This is a genomic window from Mesorhizobium sp. M7A.F.Ca.AU.001.01.1.1 (assembly GCF_004022735.1).
Lineage (GTDB): Bacteria > Pseudomonadota > Alphaproteobacteria > Rhizobiales > Rhizobiaceae > Mesorhizobium > Mesorhizobium ciceri.
Window position 1 is genome coordinate 1 of record NZ_RZPF01000775.1, and the last position, 2,890, is coordinate 2,890.

Sequence of the window (2,890 nt, forward strand, 5' to 3'; positions counted from 1 at the left end):
TGCGACGGCAAATTGCCGAACCGGCCGCTTATGGCCATAACTGGAGTTAGACCCATGCCGAACAATGCGCCGCATAACGCCTTACGTGCCGCCGTCAATCGCGCCATTGCCAGCGGCGCGCCTGTCTACGTCAATCAAAGCGGCCGGCCGCAAATGGCCGAATTCTCGAGCGCAAATGAAGCGGTCTTGTATCGCCAGAAATTCGGCGGCTGGATTTTCGTTAAGGAAGGCGAAACGGCCGCGCTTTGGTTCGATGCTGAATTCTACACGCCTAGCTTTATCTTCCGCCATGCCGCCGCAAGCGGCAATGGCCGATTGATCTAAAGCCGGAAACTTCAAACCGCCAATTGTGGCAACCATGGGAGTCTAGAAATGAATAAGCCGCTTGATTCCGCCGCGCGCGCCGATCTGGAAACGATTGCCGCCGCCGATCTGGACGCGTTTTTCTCGCAACATGAGGCACGCAAGGCAAAGCACGGCAAGCCGTTTTCCAAGCGCATGGAAGGCCGCGACAGGCGCGCGGAGCGTAAGGCTAAAGAGGCGCGCCGCTTCGATTGGTTCAACGCGTAAGAGCGAAGGGGAAACGATCATGTCAACCGCACCTGAAAGCTTTTTCAACGCCTATCTGGCAACCGCGCTTTGGTCCTCAACCGATGGTGATGGCAACCCGCTTGATGCCAAGTATGGGCCGGAGGATATCGACGGCGAAACGCTCGACGGCATGTTAGCCGATTGCAACGAATTCTACCGCACCCACTCCGACGCGATCCAATGCAATGGCGTCACCTTCGGCCCTGATTTCGATCAGGACGGGCGTGCTGGCCACGACTTTTGGCTGACACGTTGCGGCCATGGCTCCGGCTTCTGGGATGGCGACTGGCCGGAGCCGCAAGCATCGCGCCTCACGGATGCCGCCAAAGCGTTTGGCAATGTGGACCTGTACATTGGTGATGACGGGAAGGTTCACGCCTAGCGCGACCGCTGGCGCGGTCTCATGGCCGCGCCAGCAAGCTATCGCCTTTGAAAGCCCGCGCGCGTTGTTCATGGCCGATTGCCGGCCCAATCGCCAATCATGGCGGCAACTGGAGTTAGACCCATGACGGAACAACCGGTTTTCAATCTCTATCTGGAGGAAACGCAATCCGCCCGGATTGGCCGGCCGGCCGCGTATCGGCTGATAATGCCGGATGAAAGCGGCGTTCTAGATTCCAAGTATGTCGAGCGCAAAACCGGTTTGCTTTTGGCCTGGCCATGCAATCCGCATTCGACGGGCGAGCGCATGATTTTGAGTATGCTCAATTGCGACTATCAGCACGGCATAAACGGCGCGGTAACGTGTCCGGGATTCGCGCCGTATGAGTTCGCGCAACCGGTGACGCGCCGCAAAATAACTGAACTTGCATTTTCGCATAAACTGTGAAATATAACTGAACCGCCGATTGTGGCGCAACTGGAGTTTGAGACATGCCGAGACCTTCCATCAAATCGCCTTGCGTGGCGGATCACTACGCCGACAAGAGTTGCGAGCGGATAGCCGAATTTTCAGCGCCGAATGGGAAAGGCGGGCTTATCAGCATTCGGCAACACGATGACGGCAGCGTTTCAGTTTCCGTCTATCGCATTGATCCTGGCGTTATGGTCATTGCGTCATGACCGGCTACATTCTCCCCTGCAATCTGCCGAACTTCGATCAAAGCGCGCCGCGTGGCGAAGGCTGGCGGATTGCCTCCAATGATGAACCGCAACACGCCGGCGTGTTGACCTGGCTCAATCCAGCGACCGGCGAAAGCGTCGTTTGCCCGTCGATCTGGTACAATCTGCCGGCTGTGCGCTATGCGGTCTCGCTCCGATACGACGCCGAACGCAACGACGAATCCGCAGTCCGCAAGGATTCCGAGGGCATGGCATGGTCTGCCGGCGAGGCCGTCCGGTCTAGACGTCAAGCGCGCCGCCTTCGCGCCATGGCGCTACTATGCGACCGCAATCCCGCAATCCCGGCCGGCAATATCGACTTTCGCGGGCTAAGTGATCCGATCACGCCGCCCGATGTGGAATTGGCAACAGTGGAAGCAATCGAGGCCGGCCGCTAACCCGCGCCGAACGTCAAGCCCGCCAATCGTGGCAACAACTGGAGATCGAACGCAATGAACATTGAAACCGCTTTCCGCCCGGATTCCATCGCCATTGGCGCGCCGGCCTATCATCCCGCCTATTCAAGTTCCGGCCATGTCGTCCAGGTCGAGGCAAGTAACGGCTTCACCATTGGCGGCGGCGGCATGGTGCGCGACCGGTCGCAACTGACAATCGTTTGGGGCGAAAGCCTCCAGATAACGGAGGTTCCCGAATCCGCCGCCCGGCTATGGCTGGAGCTTGCGCCGCGCTATCTGGTCGAACCGATTTCAGCCGTACAGGCGGCGGCATTGCTGGCGGCAGCAAAGCACAAGCAAGCCGAATTCCGCCGCAAGATGAACGAAGCCAGCGAACAAGGCCGCACCGCGCGCGCCGCTTTCGAAGCCGGGGCCGCCAGCAAGATTCCGGCATGGGCAAAAGCCGTCATCATTGGCGAGTTGATCGAGGATCAATCGGACTCGATGACCGACTATTATGGCGGCAAGACCATTAAAACCGTCATTCTCGGCTTTTCCAAGCATACCCGCGATTTATTCCCTGAGCTTCGCCAAGCGGCGCGCAACTTCGCCGACACTGCCGGGCTTGCCGACGCGCCGGAAACTGCCGAACATCGCCAGAAATACAGCATGGGCGGCGGCTACTTCCTGAAGACTGGCGGCCGCTATTCGAGCGGCTGGAAAGTCTCGAAACAATCATTCTACGGCAACCGGGAACCGGTCAAGAGCCTGCCTTTCCCTGCCGACTGGCATTTGAGCGCGCC

The 2,890-nt window shown here is 58.9% G+C and carries 6 protein-coding genes; all 6 read left to right on the forward strand.

From position 1 onward, the window contains the following. A partial coding sequence (locus EN884_RS31565) for a hypothetical protein (RefSeq protein WP_206617684.1) occupies positions 1-324 on the forward strand: 324 nt, incomplete at its 5' end. A 48-nt stretch (positions 325-372) separates the two neighbouring features. Beyond that, complete coding sequence (locus tag EN884_RS31570) at positions 373-570, forward strand: hypothetical protein (protein WP_063168396.1); 198 nt, start codon at positions 373-375, stop codon at positions 568-570. 19 nt (positions 571-589) lie between these two features. Then, positions 590-973, forward strand: coding sequence for a hypothetical protein (locus tag EN884_RS31575; RefSeq protein ID WP_063168397.1), 384 nt, complete (start codon positions 590-592; stop codon positions 971-973). A gap of 123 nt (positions 974-1,096) precedes the next feature. Next, on the forward strand, positions 1,097-1,420 hold the full coding sequence (locus EN884_RS31580; protein ID WP_063168398.1) for a hypothetical protein: 324 nt from the start codon (positions 1,097-1,099) through the stop codon (positions 1,418-1,420). Positions 1,421-1,649: 229 nt separating this feature from the next. Beyond that, positions 1,650-2,090 (forward strand): hypothetical protein, encoded by a 441-nt coding sequence (locus EN884_RS31585; RefSeq protein WP_063168399.1) that lies wholly within the window; start codon positions 1,650-1,652, stop codon positions 2,088-2,090. Between the two features lie 54 nt (positions 2,091-2,144). Then, a partial coding sequence (locus EN884_RS31590) for a hypothetical protein (protein ID WP_206617686.1) occupies positions 2,145-2,890 on the forward strand: 746 nt, incomplete at its 3' end.

Excerpts from the sequence above, each read along its gene's own strand:
- EN884_RS31570 (WP_063168396.1), top strand. The coding sequence starts at position 373 with ATGAATAAGCCGCTTGATTCCGCCGCGCGCGCCGATCTGGAAACGATT.
- EN884_RS31585 (WP_063168399.1), top strand. The coding sequence starts at position 1,650 with ATGACCGGCTACATTCTCCCCTGCAATCTGCCGAACTTCGATCAAAGC.
- EN884_RS31580 (WP_063168398.1), top strand. The coding sequence starts at position 1,097 with ATGACGGAACAACCGGTTTTCAATCTCTATCTGGAGGAAACGCAATCC.
- EN884_RS31575 (WP_063168397.1), top strand. The coding sequence starts at position 590 with ATGTCAACCGCACCTGAAAGCTTTTTCAACGCCTATCTGGCAACCGCG.